Origin of the sequence: Vibrio sonorensis (genome assembly GCF_001854765.1) — a bacterium.
Lineage (GTDB): Bacteria > Pseudomonadota > Gammaproteobacteria > Enterobacterales > Vibrionaceae > Vibrio > Vibrio sonorensis.
In genome coordinates this window covers 48,359-71,461 of the sequence record NZ_LJJE01000099.1, presented here as the reverse complement: position 1 = coordinate 71,461, position 23,103 = coordinate 48,359, and the positions used below count along the sequence as shown (strand labels likewise).

Genomic DNA, 23,103 nt, shown 5'->3' with positions numbered 1-23,103 from the left:
AAAGTAACGAGTGCCCTTATGCACTCAAGCAAAAGTAACGACATTGATAGGCATAAAACACAAGAGAAACGTGCTCAAAAATTGTTTTGATGCTGTCATTTAGATGTCAAAATGTCTAGAATTGAGCCAACACGCTTTAGTTTGCTTCGGCATAGTTCAACAACACGAGTGTATATGTCTGTATTACAAGTATTAACTTTTCCGGATGACCGCCTACGTACAGTGGCAAAGCCAGTAGAAGCCGTCACTCCTGAAATTCAAAAAATCGCCGACGACATGGTAGAGACCATGTACGATGAGGAAGGCATTGGTTTGGCTGCGACTCAAGTCGATATTCACAAGCGCATTGTGGTTATCGACGTATCAGAAACTCGCGATCAGCCTATGGTTCTTATCAATCCAGAGATCTTAGAAAAGCGCGGAGAAGATGGCATAGAAGAGGGTTGCCTCTCTGTACCTGGCGCGAGAGCTTTGGTCCCTAGAGCAGCAGAAGTCACGGTGAAAGCTCTAAACAGAGAAGGTGAAGAATTCACTTTTGAAGCCGATGACCTTTTGGCGATCTGTGTCCAGCACGAACTGGATCACTTAGAAGGTAAGTTGTTTGTCGATTACTTATCTCCGCTTAAACGCAAGCGCATTCAAGACAAACTAGCGAAAATCAAACGTTTCAATGAGAAACACGCGAAAAACGCATAATAAGGAACCCAACCTTGAGCAAACCTTTAAAGATCGTATTTGCTGGTAACCCTGACTTCGCCGCCTTACATATGGCGGCGTTGATCGCTTCAGAGCACAAGGTTATCGCCGCTTATACCTCCCCTGATAAACCTGCAGGTCGTGGTAAAAAACTCAAATCATCTCCGGTCAAAGTGTTAGCACAGGAACATGATATTCCTGTATTTCAGCCCGCCTCTTTAAAAAGTGAAGAAGCGCAAAAAGAGCTGGCAGCTCTGGACGCTGACGTAATGGTGGTGGTGGCTTACGGCCTGTTATTGCCAAAAGCTATTTTAGACACACCGCGCTTAGGCTGCATCAATGTTCACGGTTCAATTTTGCCTAAGTGGCGTGGAGCAGCACCAATTCAGCGCTCTATCTGGGCTGGTGACGAAGAAACTGGCGTCACTATTATGCAAATGGACGTCGGCCTAGACACCGGTGATATGCTTAAGATTGCCCGATTACCTATTGAAGCGAATGATACCAGTGCGATCATGTACGAAAAACTCGCTGAGTTAGGACCTCAAGCTTTGGTTGATTGCTTGAATGAAGTCGCAAGTGGAACAGCGGTTGCTGAAAAGCAAGATGATGCACTAGCCACTTACGCGCAAAAACTTAGCAAAGAAGAAGCCAAGATCCGTTGGGCAGATAGCGCTGTGCATACAGAGCGTTGTGTTCGTGCATTTAACTCATGGCCTGTGAGTTACTTCGAAATCGAAGAGAACAACGTAAAGGTATGGAAGAGCCATGTCTCTGATACCGTGAGCGATAAGCCAGCTGGAACAATCTTGCAAGCCGATAAAACCGGACTCCACATTGCAACGGGCGATGGGATATTAGTATTAGAAACAATTCAAATACCCGGCAAGAAAGCCATGCCTGTAAAAGATATCCTGAACTCACGTGCAGACTGGTTTAAAGTCGGCACTGTACTCTCTTAATAAGAGCTAAGAACTTTACGAGGGCAGAGATGCCTCTTACCTCAATGGTGAACAATATGAACGTGCGAGCCGCCGCCGCAAATGTCCTTTATTTAGTCGTCGACAAGGGACAATCACTCTCCAGTGCCCTTCCAGCAGCACAACAGCAAATCAACCCCCGAGACCACGCTCTACTCCAAGAGATCTGCTATGGTGCACTGCGCTATTTGCCAAGGCTTGAATCCATTGCTGGTAAATTGATGGACAAGCCCTTAAAAGGAAAGCAGAGAGTCTTCCATCATCTGATCTTGGTCGGAATTTATCAGCTCAGCTTTATGCGTGTTCCTGCGCACGCGGCTGTTGCCGAAACGGTCGAAGGGACAAAAGCACTTAAAGGCCCTCGACTACGCGGTTTGATCAATGCGGTACTGCGCAATTATCAACGCAATCAGGAAGAACTCGACACCTTTGCCACCAACCATAAGGCAGGGCGATATGGTCATCCAAGCTGGTTGCTTAAAACCCTTGAAGTTGCCTACCCCCAGCAGTGGGAATCCATCGTTGAGGCGAACAACCAAAAAGCCCCCATGTGGCTTCGCGTTAACCATCAACACCACAACCGAGATGAATACCAACAACTGCTTAAAAATGAAAACATTGATAGCACTGCTCATTCGCAAGCACCGGATGCCCTAAATTAGCCTCTCCTTGTGACGTATACTCTCTGCCGGGTTTTGAACAGGGATGGGTATCTGTACAAGATGCGGCGGCTCAGCTATCGGTTGAATACCTGACGCCAAAAGACGGAGAGTTGATTTTAGACTGCTGCGCCGCGCCTGGTGGTAAAACAGCGCATATTCTAGAGCGTACCAAAGGGTGCGATGTTGTCGCCATCGATTGCGATGATGAACGCCTGAAGCGTGTTCATGACAACCTGCAACGGCTCAAGTTAAAAGCGAAAGTTATTTGCGGTGACGCACGTAAACCGCAAGATTGGTGGCAAGGCGAGCAATTTGATCGCATTCTACTGGATGCCCCATGCTCAGCTACAGGCGTGATCCGTAGACACCCAGACATCAAATGGCTGCGTCGCGAAGATGATATTGATGCTTTAGCAGAGCTGCAAAGTGAAATTTTAGATGCTATGTGGCAACAATTAAAACCCGGTGGTACTTTGGTTTATGCGACTTGTTCTATTACTCCAAAGGAGAATGTCGAACAGGTCAAAGCCTTTTTACAAAGAACGCCACAAGCGCTCTTGATCGGCTCTGATAAAGAGAAACCGGGTCGTCAGATTCTTCCAGGTGAGGAAGATATGGACGGCTTCTACTACGCCGTTCTTAAGAAGCAGTCATAGATACTGCCATATAGTGGTAAACGAGAAACGAGTATGAAAATCATCATCCTAGGCGCTGGTCAGGTTGGCGGAACACTAGCTGAAAACTTAGTTGGCGAAAACAACGATATCACTATCGTCGATCGCGATAGTGACCGCCTTCGCGAACTACAAGACAAATATGACCTTAGGGTTGTCAACGGTTACGCAAGTCACCCAGACGTGCTACGCGAAGCCGGTGCTCAAGATGCTGATATGTTGGTAGCAGTCACCAATATGGATGAAACCAATATGGCGGCGTGCCAAGTGGCGTTTTCACTGTTTAATACTCCGAACCGCATTGCGCGAATTCGCTCTCCTCAATATTTGATTGAAAAAGAAGCGCTGTTTCAATCAGGTGCCGTACCCGTTGACCACCTTATCGCTCCAGAAGAGTTGGTCACCAGCTATATAGAACGGTTGATCCAGTACCCAGGTGCATTGCAAGTGGTCAGCTTCGCCGAGCAAAAGGTCAGCTTGGTCGCAGTAAAAGCTTATTATGGCGGGCCTTTGGTTGGTAATGCTCTGTCTGCTTTGCGAGAGCATATGCCTCATATCGACACTCGCGTTGCGGCAATTTTCCGTCAAGGTCGTCCCATCAGGCCACAGGGCACCACTGTGATTGAAGCGGATGACGAAGTCTTCTTCGTTGCGGCAAGTAACCACATTCGATCGGTAATGAGTGAGCTTCAAAGACTCGAAAAGCCATACCGACGTATCATGATTGTCGGCGGTGGTAACATTGGAGCCTCCTTAGCCAAGCGACTAGAGCAAACCTATAGCATCAAGCTTATTGAACGCAGCTACAAGCGAGCGGAAAAGCTCTCTGAAGATTTAGAGAATACGATTGTCTTTTGTGGTGATGCCGCAGACCAAGAGCTTTTGATGGAAGAAAATATCGACCAAGTCGATGTGTTTATCGCGCTGACCAACGAAGATGAAACCAATATTATGTCAGCTATGCTTGCAAAGCGCATGGGAGCCAAAAAGGTTATGGTTCTTATCCAGCGCGGTGCGTACGTTGACCTAGTGCAAGGTGGCGTTATTGATGTAGCAATTTCCCCTCAACAAGCCACTATATCTGCACTGCTAACTCATGTTCGACGAGCAGATATTGTTAATGTGTCTTCTCTTCGACGCGGTGCAGCCGAGGCCATTGAGGCCATTGCCCACGGCGATGAAACCACCTCAAAAGTGGTGGGTAAAGCCATTGGCGATATTCGTCTACCTCCGGGTACAACTATAGGTGCGATAGTCCGCGGGGAAGAAGTACTTATCGCTCACGACCGTACCGTTATTGAGCAAGACGACCACGTTGTAATGTTCCTTGTAGACAAGAAATACGTACCCGATGTGGAAGCCCTGTTCCAACCTAGTCCATTCTTCCTCTAGTCGGTAAGTCTGTAGTGGTCAATATCCGGCCTATTCTATTTGTCATTGGACTCGTATTGTCCAAGCTTGCGCTGTTTATGTACGTGCCCACTTTGGTGGCCTTCTTTTCAGGCAGCGCTGGCTTTATCGAGTTTGGTCAATCTCTACTTATTACCCATGGCGTTGCCTTTCTTTGTTTAACTGTGGGGCGAACCACAGATTTCCGACTGAGTGTCAGGGATATGTTTCTTATCACCAGCTTGGTTTGGACCATTGCCAGTGTTTTTGCTGCGCTGCCTTTTGTGTTTATCAACCACATCAGTTTTACAGACGCCTATTTTGAAACCATGTCTGGTATCACCACCACTGGCTCTACCGTGTTGAGTGGTCTCGATAGTATGGCTCCTAGTATCTTGCTATGGCGTTCAACGTTGCAATGGCTTGGGGGGATTGGTTTTATTGTGATGGCCGTTGCGGTATTGCCCATGCTAAATGTGGGTGGCATGAAGCTGTTTAATACAGAGTCCTCTGACTGGTCAGACAAAAGCAGTCCCAGAGCAAAAACCGTCGCCAAAAACATTGTTATGGTTTATGTCGCCCTTACCATGCTTTGCATACTCGGTTATCTCATTACTGGCATGGGATGGTTTGACGCAATAAACCACGCATTCACGACCTTATCTACTGGTGGTTACTCCACTTCTGACGGTTCTATGAACCACTTTTCCAATGGTTCTCATTGGGTTGCCACTCTGTTTATGTTCCTTGGTGGATTACCGTTTTTACTGTTTGTTTCTGCCTTAAAGAAAAAGCGCATCGATATGCTGCTTCAGGATGCACAAGTACGTGGCTTCTTCTGGTTGTTTTTGTCGAGCAGTTTAATCATCAGCGCTTGGCTCGTTATTAGAGACGGTTATAGCGTGCTCGATGCGTTTCGCGTCGCCATGTTTAATATTGTCTCTGTCGTCACCACAACAGGCTTCGGTTTGGAAGACTTTACCGCTTGGGGTGCACTACCTACCACCCTGTTTGCTTTTTTGATGATGGCGGGCGCTTGTTCTGGCTCAACGGCCGGAGGAATAAAGATTTTTCGCTTTCAAATTGCAATCACTCTGCTTAACAAGCAAATGATGAAGTTAGTTCATCCATCGGGCGTGTTTGTTCAGCGATACAATCACCGACCAGTTTCCGACGACATTATTCGCTCGCTCGTTGCATTTGCTTTGATGTTCTTAATCACCATCATAGCGGTTGCAGGTTGTCTAAGTGCGCTGGGGCTTGACCCAATTACCAGTATTTCTGGTGCCATCACAGCAGTTGCGAATGTTGGCCCCGGCATGGGCAGCGTAATTGGGCCAACGGGTAACTTTGCCCCACTACCGGACACGGCAAAGTGGGTATTGAGCTTAGGAATGTTGATGGGGAGATTGGAAATACTGACCATTCTCGTACTTGTCTTCCCAGCGTTTTGGCGACGTTAGAGTGGCTCAACGTAATAGTAGATCGCTAAAAAATGGCAAACACACCCAGCTAGAACAAAGCAGTGCCATATGGCGTGATTAAATGGGATCTTCTTAGCAAGGTAGAACACGACCCCTAATGAGTAAACCAGACCTCCTGCAGCAAGAAGCGTTAATCCCCCAACTTCTAGAGTTACCGCCAGTTGGTATACCACCACTAAAGAGAGCCAGCCCATCATTAAATAGGTGACTAAAGAGAGCTTTTTAAAGCGATAAACAAAAGCCAACTTCAAAATAATACCAATCAACGCAATAACCCAAATAACGATCATCAGTCCCACTGCCAGTGGTGTCCTCAAGCTGACGAGAAGAAAAGGTGTGTAGCTTCCAGCAATGAGTAAATAAATGGCGCAATGATCAAAAGTTTTAAGGGCTTTTTTAGCGCTTTTATAGGGAATGGCGTGATAGAGGGTCGAGGCGAGAAACAGCACTATCATACTAGCGCCGTAGATGCTTACACTTGTCACGGTGAGCGCATCAGCATTGTGGTTTAAGGCTTTAATCAATAACAAGACCAAGCCAATAATACCGAAGACCAACCCCGCACCATGGGTGATAACGTTAGCGACTTCTTCTTTAACACTGTATGAGGAGTCAGACATAGTGTGCCCCTGAGTGACCAATCTTAGTCACTCAGTATGACATACTCAGCGTACACTTGTAAGCTTAAATTATTCCGTCGTAGAATCGAGATAGCTAAGGACCATTTCACCGGCTTTTTCTGCTGGGGTATGCAGTGGAATAGTAAGCTGCCTCCTCAACTGGCCAATACCGAGCAAACTCGCCAGCATCCCTTTCGCCCCTTCTCGATGGCGATCAATTTCAAACCACATTTTCAGTTCTTCATCACTGCGAAAGGCGACCACTTCTAACTCTCTCCACCGCCCGTGATACGGCCCAGTAGTGGGTACAAACTCAAACTCTTGTACAAAAGGCATATCAAAGCCATCTACCGCTTCGCATTCAACTTGCCTGATCCTTAAACCTTGCTCTTCTAACGCGGTAAAGATCCCATCCATTAAAGGGTCTGGACGAACCGTTAATATATCTTTATCTGAAGGGTCCATCGACATCGCAATGTCCAGTCCTGTCTCCAACCAAACCTTTGCGTCACCTATTGTTACGGGTGTATTCCAAGGTACTTCTAACTCGACATCAAAGTCTCTGGTTTCCCCCGGCTCAATAATAAATGAGTAAGGCAGTGACCAACTTGCTAACGCATAGGTCTGAGCCACTCTTTTGGTTCTACCTGTCGTGCGATTAGATTGGTTATCGGCCGAAACTTCCTTGATATAACGGCAACACAATTTGAGATCAATATTATCAATCTCTTGTGCAGACGAACCTCCATAGACATGTATGGTGACATTCACTGATTGCCCAGGGTACAAAACCTCTTGCTGTAGAACTGAATCAACCTTTGCCGATCCAATACCAAAACTTGCGAGGGTTTTCTTAAAAAACGACATACACACCTCCTTGGTCAGTTTTTATCCTACTGCTGAGCGCAAACAGAAAGCAAATGCTTCTCTAATAACTTTAGCTGTGCAACAAAATAGACAGGCAAATTAATAAAAAAAGTGGATCATATCGATCCTTGTGAAATATGGTGCTAATCTAACCATGATATGCATGCATATCGTTATTCCTGACTTGATATTTGGATTGGCGAGAGCCAGAAGAGCCACCCTTCAGAAATGAAGCTCAACTCATATCATTTCAGGCCATTACATTGGCAATGGATATGCCTGACCGTTAGGTAAATAAATGCGCCCAACAGCCGTCAGGTTTTCGCACACTAACCGTAGTGCAGCGCGTCGTCGCAGTGGTTTCGTTACTACTCCTTCGACCAAAAAAGTGGCTCCGGCAATGACGTTGGTTGAGAGAAATGCCCGCTCAGCGGCTTCTGTCAATCATGTTGTTAAAGCCGCCTAATAAAAAGCGCAGTACTTCTGCGCTTTTTTTTATCCCTAAAGCTTTTCTTCTCTCCATTGGCGTAGCGCCACCAATCTGCTAACGTACGCTAAAACGCTTATAAAAAATGTGGAGAAAATTATGCAATGCCATCGCATTGAAGAGCTAATCGAGTTATTGCAACCCGAATGGCTAAAAGATCAAGAGCTCAATTTACTACAGTTTATCGTCAAGCTAGCCCAAGAAGCAGGATATGAAGGCAAGCTAGAAGACCTCACTGATGATGTCCTTATCTACCACCTTAAGATGAGAAATAGCGGGAAAGAAGAGCAGATCCCGGGTCTAAAGAAAGATCAAGAAGACGACTTTAAAACGGCGATATTAAGAGCCCGTGGAATCATCGAATAAAACGTGCTTGAGAATAGTTAAAACGGCCACCACGGCCGTTTTTTTGTATTTTAGTCGCGTAAAAACACCACCTTCATCGTATCTTGTCTCTATCTGTTCTAAGGTTTAATTAATCAACTGTTCTGATTTTGTTGCTAAAGGTTGATAGTGTTAAAGAAATCAATTTCCGATTAGTTGTATAATTATTGTTTATAAGTAAATACTAAAATATTTAAGCTTACTTATTTATTTGATTTAAGTGAGTAAAAGCAATGTCGAAGAGCGCAATCATTAGAAGTTGTGCCGTCAAGCCTAAGAAGGATCCTCTCTATGAGTCAGGATAGAATCGATGTCAAAGACGTGACTCCAAAAACCTTTAATCCAAAAGCACATAAAAGCGGCGGAGACAGGTTTAACCCAAATAACCGAATCTATGTTCGAGAAAGCAAAGGGACCTTTCAAAAACTGCGCCGTTACGGCGGATGGTTTTTACTGATCCTGTTTGGTGCCATCCCTTGGATCCCCTATGGAGATCGCCAAGCTATTCTGTTGGATTTCGGTAATCAGCAATTTAATTTCTTTGGTACAACCTTGTACCCACAAGACCTAACCTTACTTGCCCTCTTGTTTATGATTGCAGCATTCGGGCTGTTTTTCATTACCACTTTTCTCGGTAGGGTTTGGTGTGGATACCTATGTCCGCAGACCGTTTGGACCTTTATTTATATCTGGTTTGAAGAAAAGCTAGAAGGAAGTGCCAATAAACGTCGCAAGCAAGACTCAGGAAAGCTCACCGCCAACCTAGCCATGCGAAAAACCGCCAAACATATCGCATGGTGGCTGATCGCTTTAATTACTGGCTTTACCTTTGTCGGTTACTTTGTTCCTATGCGCGAGCTTATCGTTGACTTCTTTACACTGGAAGCAAACTTCTGGCCGGTCTTCTGGGTACTCTTCTTTGCTGGCTGTACCTATGGCAATGCGGGTTGGATGCGCTCGATCATGTGTATCCATATGTGCCCTTATTCTCGATTCCAATCCGCGATGTTCGACAAAGACACCTTTATCGTGGGTTACAACACTCAGCGCGGTGAAACGCGAGGTCCAAGATCGAGAAAAGCCGATCCGAAAGCTTTAGGTCTAGGGGACTGTATCGATTGTGATCTTTGCGTTCAAGTTTGTCCAACGGGTATCGATATTCGCGATGGCTTGCAATACGAATGTATTAACTGTGGTGCCTGTATAGATGCATGTGATCAAACAATGAGTCGAATGGGTTATAACAAAGGGCTAATCAGTTACACCACCGAACACAAACTCTCTGGTAAACACACCAAGGTGATGAGGCCAAAACTACTGGGCTACGGCGTCGTCATGATACTGATGGTTGGGCTTTTCTTTGCACAAATCGCCGCAGTGGAGCCGGCAGGGCTAAGTGTACTGCGTGACCGCACCCAGCTGTTTAGAATCAATAGTGCAGGTGAAATCGAAAACACCTACACCCTAAAAATCATTAATAAAACTCAGCAAGAGCAAGAGTATCAACTGAATGTTGACGGGCTAAGCGATGTCTCTTGGTACGGTAGACAAACCGTTAAAGTGCAACCTGGTGAAGTACTTAGCTTGCCAATGAGTTTAGGTGTCAACCCTGAAAATCTTAGCTCTCCTGTTTCCACAATTCAGTTTATACTCTCTGACAGCGGAGATTTTACAATTGAAGTTGAGAGTCGATTTATTAAGAAGTTATAGCTCTACCTCAACAACACTTTTATCGGAAAAGGCTCAGCAATGAGCCTTTTTATTTTATGTCAGAAAATGCCTTTAACTTTGACGCACTCACTCCTGACTTTATGTGGTATGCCCTTGAAAGCATAGGAATTAGAGCGGAATCCGGTTTTTTGCCACTCAACAGTTACGAGAATCGCGTCTACCAGTTTGTCGATGAAGAAAAACAGCGCTACGTCGTGAAGTTTTATCGCCCTGAACGCTGGAGCAACGAACAGATTGAAGAGGAACACGCTTTTACCCAAGAACTAGTCGAAGCGGATATTCCTGTTGCACCTCCTATTTCTATTGCCCAGCAGACCCTTCACCACTACCAAGGCTATCGATTTTCATTGTTTGCCAGTGTTGGTGGTCGCCAGTTTGAAGTCGACAACTTCGATCAATTAGAGGGAGTGGGACGTTTTTTGGGCCGTATACACAAAGTTGGAGAGCGGACACCTTTTGCACATCGTCCCACGATCGGTTTACAAGAGTATCTCTATCAACCCAGAACCTTGCTGCAAAACTCTCAATTTATTCCCCCACACTTAGAGAACGCATTTTTTAGCGATCTGGATATGCTGATTAGACAATTAGAGCAGCACTGGACACAAGCACCAAATATTCGACTGCACGGTGACTGTCACCCGGGTAATATTCTATGGCGTGATGGACCTATGTTTGTTGACCTAGACGATTCGAGAAACGGTCCTGCTGTTCAAGATATTTGGATGATGCTAAGTGGTGAGCGTCACGAGAAGATCACCCAGTTAGATACCATATTAGAAGCCTATGAAGAGTTTTGTGATTTTGACTCATCACAGCTTAAACTAATCGAGCCACTGCGCGGCCTCAGAATGGTTCACTATATGGCATGGTTAGCAAAACGTTGGCATGATCCGGCTTTTCCTATAGCTTTTCCATGGTTTGGTGATCCAAAATACTGGGAAGGTCAGGTGCTTGCATTTAAAGAGCAGATCGCTGCCTTAAACGAATCACCGCTCAGCTTGACACCACAATGGTAACGATCACAAGGATTGATAATGAAAAAAATCGTACTCTTTTTTACAGCTCTATTACTAAGTATCAATGCTCAAGCAGCGTTTCAAGAAGGCAAAGACTACAAGGTTTTAGATCTTGAAAAGTCTTCTAAACCTTTAGTCTCTGAGTTTTTCTCATTTTATTGCCCGCACTGCTACCAGATGGAGCCTCTACTCGCAGCAATGAAAAAGCAGTTGCCAGAAGGCGTTCGCTTTCAAAAGAGCCATGTCTCCTTTATGGGAGGCCCAATGGGCAAATCCATGAGCAAGGCTTACGCAACAATGATTGCCCTAAAGGCAGAAGATAAAATGGTCCCTGTCATGTTCCATCGCATTCACGTATTAGGAAAAGCGCCAAAAGACGATGCAGAGCTGCGCCAAATTTTCCTTGATGAAGGTATTGAGGCCAAAAAATTCGACGCGGCATTCAAAGGCTTTAGTGTCGACTCCATGAGCCGTCGCTTTGATAAGCAGTTCAAAAGCGCAGGCTTAAGAGGCGTACCTGCGGTTATAGTGAACAACAAATATTTAGTTCAAGCTCAGCGTGACACCACACCAGAGCAGTATTTTGATTTGGTAAACTACTTGCTAAAACTATAAAAAAAGGAGCGTTAGCTCCTTTTTTATGCGTCGTGGATCGTTTTTAACTTCTCGTCTTTCTCGCGCCAAACGTCCGCCAACCACAACTGAAATTGCCTTTTGTACTTCTTGTCATTGAAGTAGTCACCGTTCACCTTCTCATCAATCGGCAACTCTCTGGCATGGACAACAATTTTGGTCATCTTACCCATTAAGAGATCTCTAAAGGGTTTATCGCGGTTTTCAGGGTACGCCAGTGTGACATCTATTATACTGTCGAACTGATCCCCCATTGCAGCTAGGGTATAGGCCATTCCGCCAGATTTAGGTTGCAGCAAGTGCTCATAACCCGCTCGGCTCTTCTTCTGTTTTTCACCAGTAAAGCGCGTGCCTTCTACATAGTTCACAACGGTTGTAGGGGTGTGTTTAAACTTGGCACATGAACGGCGAGTCGTTTCCAAGTCTTGTCCGCGCTTTTCTGGGTGTCGAAGTAAGTACTCACGTGAATAGCGTCGCATAAATGGCATATTTAATGCCCAGCAAGCCATACCGATAAAAGGCACATAAAGCAGCGCTTGTTTAAGAAAGAATTTAGGCATAGGTACACGGTCTTTAAAGACACAGCAAAGCACAACAATATCAGTCCAGCTCAAGTGGTTACTGATCATCAAATACCAGCCGTCTTTCTTTAATCCATTGACACCTTGTACATCCCATTCCACTCTATTTGATGCGCGAAGAATAAAGGCGTTGATTGTGGACCAAAGCCACATAACTCGGTTGGCTAGATGTGTTGCGAATGTCTTTAGGCTGGTTGTTGGCAAGAGCAGTTTAAACACGGCAATAATACATATGAGTAGCGAGCAAATCGCGGAATTCATCATTACCAATACAACATTTAATACCAATAAACTATACGACAACATAACGAAAAAATGAGCCTAAGAATGAGTAATAAAACAGCGTGTAATTATACAAACCCTCAGCCACATTGAAACACATTACGCAATGGTCTGATTAGTTGTGCGATAAGTATTAACTCTATACCATATGCAATGAAGTATGTTTTTATCACTCTGTTTACTAAAGAGTTACGTAGAAAAGAATCCACTCATATAAAGAACAGTTAAGGCGACCACATGAAGCAATGGCTTACACTCTCCACATTGGGGCTTTTAGCCCTACCTACATACGCAGAACTTGGTAGAGCAGGACTGAGCGGAGAAATATCGGTGAATGCAGGTTATTCATCGAGCAGTTCGAATCTAGACACTGGTGACAATGAAGTCATTACTTCTTTGAACCAAGAGGCATCTTCGGACGGAGGATTTCTTCTCGCCCCCCTCGGCAGTCTGGCCTACACATTTGGTCAAGGAAACAATCAACAACTCTATGTGGGTACTTCGAGAGAGGATATCGCCGTCGGTACACTGGCATTCGAACTAGGATATAAGTATCAATTGGGCTCAGGCATGATTTTGGACTTATCGGTACTACCTACCGTAATGTCTGGAGAAGCTTGGAAAGACCCCTATCAAACCAATATCGTCCGACAAGAAACCGATGTAGATGGTACCGCTTATCGCTTTAAAATCTCCAATGTCGCTGGGCTGCCTATCACTCTAGATTTAGCCTATGCCGACAAAGATGTGGAGCAGGATGAACTCGTTGGCACCGATTTAGCGAGAGATGGGAATACACTTCACAGTAAGGTTCAGTTTAGAGTACCACTTAGTCGCGGACTAATGCTGATGCCTTCAGTTAGCTATCGCAAACACGACGCAGATGGCAACGCGAACTCCTACTCACAACTCGGCGGGGAGCTGTCCCTATTTAGTCAACTAGGAAACCACCAGCTAGTACTAACAGGTGGCTACGCCAATCGTGAATACGATGCCGGCGCACAAATTTTTTCTTATCAAAAGCGTGATGAAAATGATATAAGCCTCTTTGGCGCCTATGAGTACGGTCAACTGATGGGTTGGAGTAACGTCTCATTTATCATGCTAGCGGGTTATGGCAAAACATCGTCTAATTTAGATTTTTACGACAGCTCACAGTACATTGTTTCAACTGGTTTGAACTTCAAGTTCTGACACTAATCCTGACGCAGGCGAGCGAGCAGTCGATCCATACTTCGGTACCCTAGTGCTTCGCTTAAGTGGTGGCGAGTAATACGCTCGCTGCCTTCTAAATCAGCAATAGTCCGCGCCACCTTAATGATCTTGTGATAAGCGCGCACTGACAAACCAAGAGTGTGTAACGCTTGCTCCAAAAATGCTGCATCCTTCTGCGAGACTTGGCATACCGCTTCCATCTCTTTTCCTGCTAACAAAGCGTTTTCAACACCAGCCCAATTAAGCATTTTTTTCCTAGCCAGAATCACTCTTTGCCGAATGGTTGCCGTTTTTTCTCCTCTATCTCCATCTCCTGACAATGCGCCTTTTTCCAACGCAGGGATCTCAACGGACAAATCGAATCTATCTAACAAAGGGCCGGAAAGCCGACTTAAATAACGAAGGGCGGCCACTCTTGAGCCTTCACTGTCGTGAAGCTGCCCTGACGGTGTTGGGTTAAGCGCAGCGATAAGTTGAAACCGAGCGGGAAAGCAGGTTTTTACCACTGCTCTTGAAATGGTGATCTCGCCAGCTTCAAGCGGCTCCCTTAATGCATCTAGCACTCTTCTTTCAAACTCGGGTAACTCGTCTAAAAAAAGAAGCCCGTTATGCGCTAAAGAAATTTCTCCAGGTCTTGGCGTCGAGCCACCCCCGACTAATGCTGCCATTGAGCATGAATGATGAGGCGTGCGAAAAGGCCTTTTTTTCCAATTACTCAAACCAATATCAAACTGAACCAAAGACTGAATAGCGGCACTTTCCAAAGCTTCGTCATCACTCATTTGCGGTAACAAGTCACTCATTCGAGAAGCGAGCATTGTTTTCCCCGTACCGGGAGGACCAATAAAAAGAAGATGGTGTCCACCGGCCGCCGCGATCTCTAACGCACGTTTCCCCTGTTGCTGTCCAATAATATCCGTCATGTCTCTAGTAGAGCTTTCATTGGGAACGCTCTTCTCAACCTCCATAGCAGGCAGTTCACCTTGACCGGACAAATACGCACATACTTCATTTAAGCTCGCCGCACTTGCGTGGTGAGCGTGTTTAACTAAGTCAACTTGCGCTCGATTTAAGCTGGGTACAATCAGCTTTCTGTTCGATTTTTCCGCCTCTATCGCCGCTGGAAGTGCACCAGAAACGGGCCTCAGTTCGCCTGATAAGGCCAGTTCACCGACAAACTCATGATTGTTTAACTCAATGGGGGGCAGTTGGTCCGAGGCCGCCAAAATTCCAAGCGCGATGGGTAAATCAAAACGCCCCCCCTCTTTAGGAAGATCGGCGGGCGCAAGGTTGACCGTAATGCGTTTAGCTGGAAACTCAAACCGAGAGTTTATCAACGCACTTCTAACCCTATCCTTTGACTCTCGTACGGTGGTTTCCGGCAACCCCACCAAGGTAAATCCAGGCATTCCGTGACTGATATGCACTTCAACCGTCACTTCGGGGGCGTGAATTCCTATGCAAGCTCGACTGTGAATGATCGCCAATGGCATTTTCGTTTCTCATATCCACCAGCTGAATAACTGGTTATTTTCTAGCTAATTACTGTTATATAACTTGCTGGCTTAAAGAATTAATGTGAAAAAAGAATGAGTTTTTGCTTGTCAATTAACGGAAATGTGTGATAACACTAAAGGCGAACAAAATTTAAATATAAATAAGCAACACAACTTAAAGAATTAACAATGAATCTCTTTGCTCGCACTAACGCACTCCTAGTCCTGATTATCGTGGTGATTATTCACACCGCGCGGGGGCTTGTGGGCGAGAGATAACCACAAAGATTTAAAAAAACCCCCGCACTGAAAAGTCCGGGGGTTTTTTACAATTATTGATTTAAAAATTAAAGATCGTCAGAGATGACAATCAGATACAGGAAGAATGGGAGCACACATGACGTGCAATAAAACAAAGTCTGGCTGTAGCAACAGCCAAGGGGGCAAACGATGACAGGCGCTCAGTTAGTCGTTTCCGCATTGCGACAACAGGGTATCAAAACCGTTTTCGGTTACCCTGGTGGTGCAATCATGCCAATTTATGACGCACTTTATGACGGTGGTGTTGAACATATTCTCTGTCGTCATGAGCAAGGTGCAGCTATGGCCGCGATTGGTATGGCACGCTCCACTCAAGACGTAGCGGTTTGCATGGCAACGTCAGGTCCTGGTGCTACCAACCTTGTAACAGGGTTGGCAGATGCTCTTCTCGACTCTGTTCCTATTGTGGCGATTACTGGACAAGTTGCCAGCTCACACATAGGTACTGATGCCTTTCAGGAAATGGATGTCATTGGTATGTCCCTAGCCTGTACTAAGCACAGCTATCTTGTTACCTCTATCGAAGATCTAGCACCAACCCTAGCGGAAGCATTTGAAGTAGCCAAAACAGGGCGCCCAGGTCCAGTCGTGGTTGATATAGCCAAAGACGTGCAACTCGCTGAAGCAATAGACACTTTGCTGCCACCATTCACGCCACCAGAAACCCCACAAGTCATCGCGGAAGAGATCGGTACTGCACAAGCTTTGCTATCTGCGAGTTCGCGTCCCGTCCTGTACGTGGGTGGCGGAGTCCAACTAGGCAAAGCGACGGAAACGGTTAGAGAATTCCTGCGTTTGAATCCTATGCCATCGGTTAGTACCTTAAAGGGACTCGGTACCATTGAGCGCCATGACCCGCACTATTTGGGTATGTTGGGCATGCACGGCACCAAAGCCGCCAACCTCATCGTTCAAGAGAGCGATTTGCTGATTGCAGTGGGTGCCCGTTTCGACGATCGCGTTACAGGCAAGCTAGAGACTTTCGCGCCTCATGCCAAAATAATTCACATCGATATTGATGCCGCTGAGATACACAAACTTCGCCGCGCTAACGCGCCTCTACGCGGTCAGGTCAATGATGTACTTCCCCAACTTGAATTAACTCACGACATCACGCCTTGGGTACAGCACAGCGAGAGCTTGCGCAGCGCCTTTAAGTGGCGCTATGACCACCCAGGAGAGCTGATATTCGCTCCGGGCCTGCTCAAGCAACTATCAGACATGATGCCTGATAGTTCCATTGTTTCTACCGACGTTGGTCAACATCAAATGTGGGCAGCGCAGCACATTCAGCCGCGCCAGCCTCAAAACTTCATTACTTCTGCGGGACTGGGCACCATGGGATTCGGTTTGCCAGCCGCAATGGGTGCTGCAGTTGCAAGACCTGAAGATCAGTCCATTCTTATTACTGGTGATGGTTCATTTATGATGAACATCCAAGAACTGGGGACGTTAAAACGCCGCCAGATCCCAGTAAAAATTGTTTTACTTAACAATCAACGTCTTGGCATGGTTCGTCAATGGCAATCCCTGTTTTTCGACGGTCGCCACAGTGAAACCATTCTGGATGACAACCCTGATTTTGTTATGTTGGCGAAAGCCTTCGATATTCCGGGTAAAACCATTACTCGCAAAGAAGAAGTTGAGCCCGCTCTAAAAGAGATGTTGGCAAGTGAAACGTCCTATTTGCTTCATGTTTTAATTGATGAAGAAGAAAACGTATGGCCTCTAGTACCACCGGGCGCATCGAACAGTGATATGTTGGAGAACACCTAAGATGGAAAGATACCTATTAGACATCAAAGCTGACGACAAACCCGTCTTATTAGAGCGTGTTCTTCGCGTTATTCGTCACCGTGGTTTTGTGATCAAGCAAGTGGCAGCGACTCAAAATCACGAGAGTAAAGTCGCCAGCGTTGAAATTATCGTAGACAGTGACCGTCCTATCTCATTTATTACTAATCAAATTGAGAAATTATGGGATGTGAAAAAGGTTGAAGTCACTCAGATCGCCAGTGACGAGCTACCCAATAACAATTTACAACAAAAGATTTGTGCATAAGGAAGGCAATAATGGCAACTACAACAGCAGAATATATTTGGTTCAATGGCAAACTGGTTCCTTGGGCCGAAGCCAATGTGCATGTACTCACGCACGCCATGCACTACGGTACCTCCGTTTTTGAAGGCGTTCGCTGCTACAACACACCAAAAGGACCAATTGTCTTCCGCCACCGCGAGCACGCGCAACGTCTAAAAGACTCTGCAAAAATCTATCGCTTCCCTATTCCATACTCTGTCGATGAAATCATGGAAGCCACACGCGAAACTCTGCGCGAAAACAAACTCGACAACGCTTATATCCGTCCACTCGGTTTTATTGGCAACGTGGGCTTAGGCGTTTGCCCTCCTGTAGATACAGAAATGGATCTGATTATCGCCGCTTTCCCTTGGGGCTCTTACCTAGGTGAAGAAGCTTTGGAAAACGGTGTTGATGCTATGGTTTCGAGCTGGAACCGAGCGGCACCCAATACTATTCCCACTGCTGCCAAAGCAGGCGGCAACTATTTATCTTCACTACTTGTCGGTGGTGAAGCTCGCCGTCACGGCTATGACGAAGGCATCGCACTGAGTGTCGATGGCTACCTGTCGGAAGGGGCTGGTGAAAATATGTTTGTTGTGAAAGACGGCGTGATTACAACGCCACCAGCAACAGCAGCAATTCTACCGGGTATCACACGCGATACCATTATGACTCTGGCAAAAGAGATGGGTTACGAAGTTCGCGAAGCGAACATTGCTCGTGAAGCGCTCTATCTTGCAGACGAAGTATTTATGACAGGTACCGCAGCGGAAGTGGTTCCGGTAAGTACAGTAGACAAAATCCAAGTAGGTGAAGGGAAACGCGGACCTATCACCAAAGCAGTACAAGAGGCTTATTTTGGCCTGTTCAACGGCACCACTGAAGACAAGTGGGGCTGGTTGGATTACGTATACCCAGCAGCGAAGTAAGAGGGAATTGAACAATGCCAAAGTATAGATCTGCCACCACCACGCATGGACGTAATATGGCTGGTGCTCGTGCCTTATGGCGCGCCACAGGTGTAAAAGAAGAAGATTTCGGTAAGCCAATTATCGCCGTTGTGAACTCATTTACTCAATTTGTTCCCGGTCACGTTCACCTAAAAGACATGGGGCAACTCGTCGCCGGCGAAATTGAAAAAGCGGGAGGTATTGCTAAAGAGTTCAATACCATCGCTGTCGATGACGGTATCGCTATGGGTCACGGTGGTATGCTTTACTCTCTGCCTCACGTGAAATCATTGCCGACTCTGTTGAATATATGGCTAATGCACACTGTGCCGACGCTCTAGTGTGTATCTCAAACTGTGACAAAATCACTCCGGGAATGTTAATGGCGGCAATGCGCCTTAATATCCCAGCAATATTTGTGTCTGGTGGTCCTATGGAAGCGGGAAAAACCAAGCTTTCAGAACAAATCATCAAACTCGACCTCGTTGACGCTATGATCCAAGGCGCCGATCCTTTGGTATCGGACGAGCAAAGCCAGCAAATTGAACGTTCCGCTTGTCCTACTTGTGGTTCGTGTTCGGGTATGTTTACCGCCAACTCGATGAACTGCCTAACAGAAGCGCTTGGCCTTTCTCAGCCTGGTAACGGTTCTATGCTTGCTACGCACGCCGATCGTGAAGAGCTATTTATCAATGCGGGTAAACGCATCGTTGAGCTGACTCGACGCCACTACGAGCAAGACGATTACAGCGTGCTCCCACGCAACATTGCCAATAAAAATGCCTTTGAAAACGCCACGGCACTGGACATCGCTATGGGTGGCTCAACCAATACGGTTCTTCACCTTCTCGCCGCAGCAGTTGAAGGCGACGTGGATTTTGATATGGAAGACATCGACCGCATGTCTCGTCAGGTTCCTCACTTGTGTAAAGTGGCCCCTTCGACTCAAAAATATCACATGGAAGACGTTCACCGTGCTGGTGGTGTAGTCGGCATCCTTGGTGAGCTTGACCGAGCTGGGCTCCTTCACAATCAGAACAAGACCGTACTCGGCCTAACGTGGGAGCAGCAACTCGCTCAATACGACATTATGCTGACTGAATCTGACGACGTTAAAGCCTTCTATCGCGCAGGCCCCGCGGGAATCAGAACCACCAAAGCATTTTCCCAAAACTGTCGATGGGACACTTTAGACAATGATAGGGAAGATGGGTGTATTCGCTCTAAAGCACACGCGTTTAGCCAAGACGGTGGCCTAGCTGTTCTTAAAGGCAATATCGCTCTTGATGGCTGTATTGTAAAAACGGCCGGTGTAGACGAAAGCATTCTCAAGTTCACCGGCCCTGCTATCGTATTTGAAAGCCAAGAAGATGCCGTAGAAGGCATTCTTGGCGGTAAGGTAAAAGCGGGTGATGTCGTCATTATTCGTTACGAAGGTCCGAAGGGTGGTCCGGGAATGCAAGAGATGCTTTACCCGACAACTTACCTGAAATCTATGGGGCTAGGTAAAGAGTGCGCTCTACTCACCGATGGTCGCTTCTCAGGTGGTACTTCTGGTCTTTCTATTGGTCACGCTTCTCCAGAAGCGGCGAACGGCGGTGCAATCGGTTTAGTAAAAAATGGTGACCAAATTGCCATTGATATTCCTAACCGAACTATCTCACTAGAAATTTCTGACCAAGAGCTGGCACAGCGTCGCGAAGCGCAAGATAAGCTAGGTTGGAAGCCAGTTGATCGCCAACGCAAAGTCTCTCTTGCACTGAAGGCTTACGCTAGCCTAGCAACAAGTGCTGATAAAGGCGCAGTGCGAGACAGAAGCAAGCTAGAGGACTAGCTTTATGACCTTAAGTACTCAAACTGGCGCAGATTACCTGCGCCAGATCTTACGAGCTCCCGTCTACGACGTCGCAACGGTTACTCCATTGCAGACTATGACGAGGCTATCTAGCCGTATTGGCAACGAAGTACAGCTCAAAAGAGAAGACAGACAGCCCGTCCACTCTTTTAAACTTCGCGGTGCCTACAATATGGTCGCTAACCTGACACGCGAGCAAAAAGAGGCGGGGGTGATTACTGCATCAGCAGGCAATCACGCGCAGGGTATGGCTCTATCAGGTAGCAAGCTAGGTATCAAAACCATTATTGTCATGCCAAAGACCACTCCTGATATCAAAGTGGAAGCCGTGCGCGGATTTGGCGGTGAAGTTGTACTTCACGGCAATAACTTTGACGAAGCAAAAGCCGAAGCAGTGCGACTTGCTGGTGTGAATGGCTATTCCTTTGTCCCTCCGTTCGACCACCCAATGGTCATTGCAGGGCAAGGTACCATTGGCATGGAGATGCTGCAGCAGAATGGTCACTTAGAATATATCTTTGTGCCAGTTGGTGGCGGTGGTCTCGCGGCAGGTGTGGCTGTACTCATTAAACAGTTGATGCCGGAGATCAAAGTCATCGCAGTTGAGCCTGAAGACTCTTCATGCCTTAAGGCGGCACTCGATGCAGGTGAACCCGTGGTACTCGACCAAGTCAGTATGTTTGCTGACGGTGTGGCAGTTAAGCGCATCGGTGAAGAGACATTCAGGCTCTGTGAAAAGTACATCGATGGCCATATCGCCGTTTCCAGTGATGAAATTTGTGCGGCGGTGAAGGACATCTTTGAAGATACTCGCGCCATCGCTGAACCTTCTGGAGCCGTTGGGCTTGCTGGCCTCAAAAAGTTCGCAGAACAAGAGGGCTTGCAAGGAAAACAACTCGGGACCATTTTGTCTGGTGCAAACACTAACTTTCACGGTCTGAGATACGTCTCTGAGCGATGTGAGCTAGGCGAAAAACGAGAAGGTATCTTAGCGGTAACCATTCCTGAACGACAAGGCGCTTTCTTTGAGTTTTGCAACCTGATCGGTGGCCGTGCTGTTACTGAATTCAACTACCGTTACAACGATGATGACTTGGCAAATATCTTTGTCGGTGTCCGCTTGCAGGGTGGGCAGGAAGAGCTTGAACATATCATTCACGACCTGCGAGAAGGTGGCTATCCCGTAGTTGATCTATCCGATGATGAGATGGCCAAGCTACACGTTCGATATATGATTGGTGGCAAACCGTCCAACCCGCTAAAAGAGCGTTTGTATAGCTTTGAGTTTCCAGAGTATCCGGGAGCACTTCTAAAGTTCCTAAGTACTTTGGGCACCAAGTGGAACATTAGTCTGTTCAATTACCGCAACCAAGGTGCCGACTACGGACGCGTCTTATGTGGTTTTGAGCTCGAAGAAAGTGATTTAGCCGAGTTCTCCTCTCACCTGAGAGAGCTGGGCTACCAGTATAAAGACGAAACCGATAATCCTTCCTATCAGTTTTTCTTATCTTCAAAACGCTAAAACGAAGCCGATCTTATGGTCGGCTTCTCTGTTTTAACCAAATACAAACACGCCCTTAAACTATGCGTGAAACGCATAGATATAATGCTAAAGTTTCATTTCTGTCATCCCCCACATGGGTCTACACTAACGGTTCAAGTTATTAAAGAACCCGCTCTATCGAGACCAATGTGGAGACACCTATGTTTAACGCGTTAATCCTAAATCAAGAAGAAAAGCGTACCATCGCAACCATTGAGCAGATCGAAGAGACTCAGTTACCGGAAGGTGAAGTACTGATCGATGTTGATTATTCGTCACTGAACTACAAAGACGGTCTCGCAATCACCGGTAAAGGAAAGATCATTCGATCATTCCCTATGGTTCCGGGTATCGACCTTGCTGGTACGGTGACATCTTCTAAAGATGAGCGTTACCAAGTCGGCGATAAAGTGGTATTAACCGGCTGGGGTGTAGGTGAAAATCACTGGGGAGGTATGGCCCAAAAAGCGAGCTTAAAAGCCGATTGGCTAGTGCCTTTACCTTCAGGTATCGATAGCAAGCAAGCAATGATGGTCGGTACGGCTGGACTGACAGCAATGCTTTGCGTGCAAGCCATCATCGATGGTGGTATTCAACCTAACCACGGAGAGATCCTAGTAACGGGTGCAAGTGGTGGTGTTGGTTCAGTTTCTGTAGCGCTTCTTTCCGCACTTGGCTATCAAGTAGCAGCAGTCACCGGCCGATTAGAGAAAAATGGTCCCCTGTTAAGAGACTTAGGCGCAAGCCGAGTGATTGAACGCAGTGAGTTTGAAGAGCCCGCCCGTCCCTTAGAAAAACAAGTGTGGGCAGGAGCTATTGATACGGTGGGCAGCAAACTACTGGGCAAAGTACTGGCTCAAATGGATTACAACGGTGTTGTTGCAGCATGTGGCCTTGCAGGCGGATTCGACCTACCAACCACAGTAATGCCATTTATTCTTCGCAACGTTCGTCTACAGGGTGTTGATTCCGTTATGTGTCCACGTGAAAAACGCATAGCGGCATGGGAAAAACTGGTTGAGCTACTTCCCCAAAGCTACTATTTGCAAGCTTGTACTGAAATTTCTCTTGAACAAGCGCCAAGTTACGCACAGGACATTACTAACGGACAAGTTACTGGCCGAGTGGTTATCAAGCTTTAGCGTCAATAT

At 46.5% G+C, this 23,103-nt stretch carries 19 protein-coding genes and 2 pseudogenes; 17 read left to right on the top strand and 4 right to left on the bottom strand.

Annotated elements, in window-relative coordinates; genetic code table 11:
- Positions 1 to 174 precede the first annotated feature (174 nt).
- The 5 genes and pseudogenes from def to BLO31_RS18505 all read left to right on the top strand — a co-directional run bounded on the left by def (position 175) and on the right by BLO31_RS18505 (position 5,864).
- Entirely contained in the window at positions 175 to 696 is a 522-nt protein-coding gene (gene def, locus BLO31_RS18525) for a peptide deformylase (RefSeq protein ID WP_070970280.1), read from the top strand.
- A 14-nt stretch (positions 697 to 710) separates the two neighbouring features.
- Positions 711 to 1,658 (top strand): methionyl-tRNA formyltransferase, encoded by a 948-nt coding sequence (fmt, locus tag BLO31_RS18520; protein ID WP_070970277.1) that lies wholly within the window; start codon positions 711 to 713, stop codon positions 1,656 to 1,658.
- A gap of 56 nt (positions 1,659 to 1,714) precedes the next feature.
- Positions 1,715 to 2,994: pseudogene (rsmB, locus tag BLO31_RS18515) on the top strand (16S rRNA (cytosine(967)-C(5))-methyltransferase RsmB).
- A gap of 33 nt (positions 2,995 to 3,027) precedes the next feature.
- Complete coding sequence (trkA, locus tag BLO31_RS18510) at positions 3,028 to 4,404, top strand: Trk system potassium transporter TrkA (protein ID WP_070970275.1); 1,377 nt, start codon at positions 3,028 to 3,030, stop codon at positions 4,402 to 4,404.
- 14 nt (positions 4,405 to 4,418) lie between these two features.
- Complete coding sequence (locus BLO31_RS18505; RefSeq protein WP_070970272.1) at positions 4,419 to 5,864, top strand: TrkH family potassium uptake protein; 1,446 nt, start codon at positions 4,419 to 4,421, stop codon at positions 5,862 to 5,864.
- On the opposite strand, the gene trhA is transcribed toward BLO31_RS18505, so the two are convergent.
- The gene (trhA, locus tag BLO31_RS18500; protein ID WP_070970269.1) at positions 5,861 to 6,505 is read right to left on the bottom strand and encodes a PAQR family membrane homeostasis protein TrhA; all 645 of its coding nucleotides are present in this window, start codon (positions 6,503 to 6,505) and stop codon (positions 5,861 to 5,863) included. The two genes, BLO31_RS18505 and trhA, sit on opposite strands and share 4 nt — an antisense overlap.
- 69 nt (positions 6,506 to 6,574) lie before the next feature.
- Positions 6,575 to 7,372 (bottom strand): sporulation protein, encoded by a 798-nt coding sequence (locus tag BLO31_RS18495; protein WP_070970266.1) that lies wholly within the window; start codon positions 7,370 to 7,372, stop codon positions 6,575 to 6,577.
- Positions 7,373 to 7,670: 298 nt separating this feature from the next.
- Here BLO31_RS18495 and BLO31_RS23925 point away from each other — a divergent pair, with 298 nt between their 5' ends.
- The 5 genes from BLO31_RS23925 to BLO31_RS18475 all read left to right on the top strand — a co-directional run bounded on the left by BLO31_RS23925 (position 7,671) and on the right by BLO31_RS18475 (position 11,608).
- Entirely contained in the window at positions 7,671 to 7,838 is a 168-nt protein-coding gene (locus BLO31_RS23925) for a hypothetical protein (RefSeq protein WP_175443251.1), read from the top strand.
- A gap of 120 nt (positions 7,839 to 7,958) precedes the next feature.
- On the top strand, positions 7,959 to 8,225 hold the full coding sequence (locus tag BLO31_RS18490; protein WP_070970263.1) for a YihD family protein: 267 nt from the start codon (positions 7,959 to 7,961) through the stop codon (positions 8,223 to 8,225).
- A gap of 309 nt (positions 8,226 to 8,534) precedes the next feature.
- Positions 8,535 to 9,953, top strand: a complete 1,419-nt coding sequence (gene ccoG, locus BLO31_RS18485; protein ID WP_070970260.1) for a cytochrome c oxidase accessory protein CcoG — start codon at positions 8,535 to 8,537, stop codon at positions 9,951 to 9,953.
- Positions 9,954 to 10,009: 56 nt separating this feature from the next.
- Positions 10,010 to 10,993 carry a serine/threonine protein kinase gene (locus BLO31_RS18480; RefSeq protein ID WP_070970257.1) on the top strand — a complete coding sequence of 328 codons (984 nt, stop codon included), beginning with the start codon at positions 10,010 to 10,012 and terminating at the stop codon, positions 10,991 to 10,993.
- Between the two features lie 18 nt (positions 10,994 to 11,011).
- Positions 11,012 to 11,608, top strand: coding sequence for a thiol:disulfide interchange protein DsbA/DsbL (locus BLO31_RS18475; RefSeq protein ID WP_070970254.1), 597 nt, complete (start codon positions 11,012 to 11,014; stop codon positions 11,606 to 11,608).
- Between the two features lie 23 nt (positions 11,609 to 11,631).
- Here BLO31_RS18475 and BLO31_RS18470 read toward each other — a convergent pair whose 3' ends face one another.
- Positions 11,632 to 12,513 (bottom strand): acyltransferase, encoded by an 882-nt coding sequence (locus tag BLO31_RS18470; protein ID WP_070970251.1) that lies wholly within the window; start codon positions 12,511 to 12,513, stop codon positions 11,632 to 11,634.
- Positions 12,514 to 12,726: 213 nt separating this feature from the next.
- On the opposite strand from BLO31_RS18470, the gene BLO31_RS18465 reads away from it, so the two are divergent.
- Complete coding sequence (locus BLO31_RS18465; protein WP_070970248.1) at positions 12,727 to 13,683, top strand: DUF2860 domain-containing protein; 957 nt, start codon at positions 12,727 to 12,729, stop codon at positions 13,681 to 13,683.
- Between the two features lie 2 nt (positions 13,684 to 13,685).
- Here BLO31_RS18465 and BLO31_RS18460 read toward each other — a convergent pair whose 3' ends face one another.
- Positions 13,686 to 15,197 (bottom strand): YifB family Mg chelatase-like AAA ATPase, encoded by a 1,512-nt coding sequence (locus BLO31_RS18460; RefSeq protein WP_070970245.1) that lies wholly within the window; start codon positions 15,195 to 15,197, stop codon positions 13,686 to 13,688.
- 453 nt (positions 15,198 to 15,650) lie between these two features.
- Between BLO31_RS18460 and ilvG the strand changes: the two genes are divergently transcribed.
- The 6 genes and pseudogenes from ilvG (at position 15,651) to acuI (ending at position 23,094) form a co-directional block, all read left to right on the top strand.
- The gene (gene ilvG / locus BLO31_RS18455; RefSeq protein WP_070970242.1) at positions 15,651 to 17,297 is read left to right on the top strand and encodes an acetolactate synthase 2 catalytic subunit; all 1,647 of its coding nucleotides are present in this window, start codon (positions 15,651 to 15,653) and stop codon (positions 17,295 to 17,297) included.
- Position 17,298: 1 nt separating this feature from the next.
- Entirely contained in the window at positions 17,299 to 17,583 is a 285-nt protein-coding gene (gene ilvM / locus BLO31_RS18450) for an acetolactate synthase 2 small subunit (RefSeq protein WP_070970239.1), read from the top strand.
- Between the two features lie 11 nt (positions 17,584 to 17,594).
- Positions 17,595 to 18,533, top strand: a complete 939-nt coding sequence (gene ilvE / locus BLO31_RS18445; protein WP_070970235.1) for a branched-chain-amino-acid transaminase — start codon at positions 17,595 to 17,597, stop codon at positions 18,531 to 18,533.
- A 14-nt stretch (positions 18,534 to 18,547) separates the two neighbouring features.
- Positions 18,548 to 20,388: pseudogene (gene ilvD / locus BLO31_RS18440) on the top strand (dihydroxy-acid dehydratase).
- Between the two features lie 4 nt (positions 20,389 to 20,392).
- Positions 20,393 to 21,931: a threonine ammonia-lyase, biosynthetic gene (gene ilvA / locus BLO31_RS18435; RefSeq protein WP_070970232.1), complete on the top strand. Its 1,539-nt coding sequence runs from the start codon at positions 20,393 to 20,395 to the stop codon at positions 21,929 to 21,931.
- A gap of 182 nt (positions 21,932 to 22,113) precedes the next feature.
- Positions 22,114 to 23,094, top strand: coding sequence for an acrylyl-CoA reductase (NADPH) (acuI, locus tag BLO31_RS18430; RefSeq protein WP_070970230.1), 981 nt, complete (start codon positions 22,114 to 22,116; stop codon positions 23,092 to 23,094).
- Positions 23,095 to 23,103: the final 9 nt, after the last annotated feature.